Raw genomic sequence first — 1,458 nt, 5'->3', positions numbered from 1 at the left:
GGTTGCGTCCAATAGTGTGGTGTACAGCTACCGCCTGGTGAACCCCCCCTTGCCGACCAGCAAGGAGACCACCGCGGTACCTTTCGACTCAGCTCCTACACATCCTCGAAAGGACACCAACGATGGCCTCCGCGCCCAATCATATCGACCCCACCGGATACCTCGACGACCTGCTGGCCCAAGCCTCACCCGATCTGATGCGCCAGATGCTCCAGGACACCATCAACCTCCTGCTGTCCGCCCAAGCCGACCAGGTCTGCGGCGCCGAATACGGCACCACCAGTGACAACCGCACCAACCGACGTAACGGCTACCGGCACCGCGACCTCGACACCCGCGTCGGCACCGTCGACGTCGCTGTGCCGAAACTGCGGCAGGGCTCCTACTTCCCCGACTGGCTGCTGGAACACCGCACGCGCGTCGAATCTGCCCTGACCAGTGCCGTGGCCACCGCCTACCTGAAAGGCGTGTCCACCCGCAGGATGGATGACCTGGTCAAATCCCTCGGCATCACCGGCATGTCCAAGTCCCAGGTGTCGACGATGGCCAAGGACCTCGACTCCATGGTCGCCGACTTCCGCACCCGACCTTTGGATGCCGGCCCGTACCTGTACCTGTCAGCCGACGCGCTGACGATCAAGGTCCGTGAAGGTGGTCGGGTGGTGAAAACCTCGGTCCTGCTGGCCTGTGGCATCAACGCCGAAGGGTTCCGGGAGATCCTCGGCATGCAGGTCGCCACCGCCGAGTCCACGGCGTCGTGGACCGGATTCTTCCGCGATCTGAAGGCCCGTGGCCTGGACATCGTCGGGTTGATCACCAGTGACGCGCACTGCGGGATCCAGCACGCCATTGGTGACGTGTTCCCAGATGCCTCCTGGCAACGCTGCCGGACCCACTACGCCAAGAACCTGTCGGAGGTTGTGCCGAAATCCGAGTGGAAGTGGGTGCGCACCATGTTCCAGTCGATCTTCGACCAGGAAACCCCTGACCGGGTATGGGCCCAGGCCAAGGCGGTGGTCGACATGCTCGATGACACGCTGCCGAAGGCTGCGGCACATCTGGAGGAGGCTCTCGATGAGATCCTGGCGTTCACCGCGTTCCCGAAGCCGGCGTGGACGAAGGTGTGGTCCAACAATCCGACGGAGCGGTTGAACAAGGAGATCCGCCGGCGGACCAATGTCGTGGGGATCTTCCCTGACCGTGATTCGGTGGTCCGGTTGGTCGGGGCAGTGCTGGCTGAGCAGCATGAGGACTGGATGCAGCAGCGTCGGTACATGCCTCTGGCGGTGCTGTCCTCGACGGCGGAGATGCTGGCGAAGGCCCGGGCAGCTGACGGCGTCGGCGTCGTTGTCGGTGACGGTCAGGAGGCTCTGGTGGCGTAAGGAATCCTGTTCCGTCAGCGGTCAGTTCATCGCTGAGTCAACCGCTGGCGGATACACCACTCAAAAGGACTTGACC

General features: G+C 63.5%; 1 protein-coding gene. It reads left to right on the top strand.

What is annotated here, in order from left to right:
• The first annotated feature begins 122 nt into the window (after window positions 1-122).
• Window positions 123-1,382, top strand: a complete 1,260-nt coding sequence (locus F4V60_RS01925; protein ID WP_075729082.1) for an IS256 family transposase — start codon at window positions 123-125, stop codon at window positions 1,380-1,382.
• Window positions 1,383-1,458: the final 76 nt, after the last annotated feature.

The organism is Corynebacterium flavescens (genome assembly GCF_008693105.1).
GTDB classification, from domain to species: domain Bacteria; phylum Actinomycetota; class Actinomycetes; order Mycobacteriales; family Mycobacteriaceae; genus Corynebacterium; species Corynebacterium flavescens.
Note: the sequence above shows the minus strand (reverse complement) of the source record. Positions and strands in the feature narration are given on the sequence as shown.

Bases quoted from the DNA above. Each gene is read 5' to 3' on its own strand.
- F4V60_RS01925 (WP_075729082.1), top strand. From the start codon at position 123: ATGGCCTCCGCGCCCAATCATATCGACCCCACCGGATACCTCGACGAC.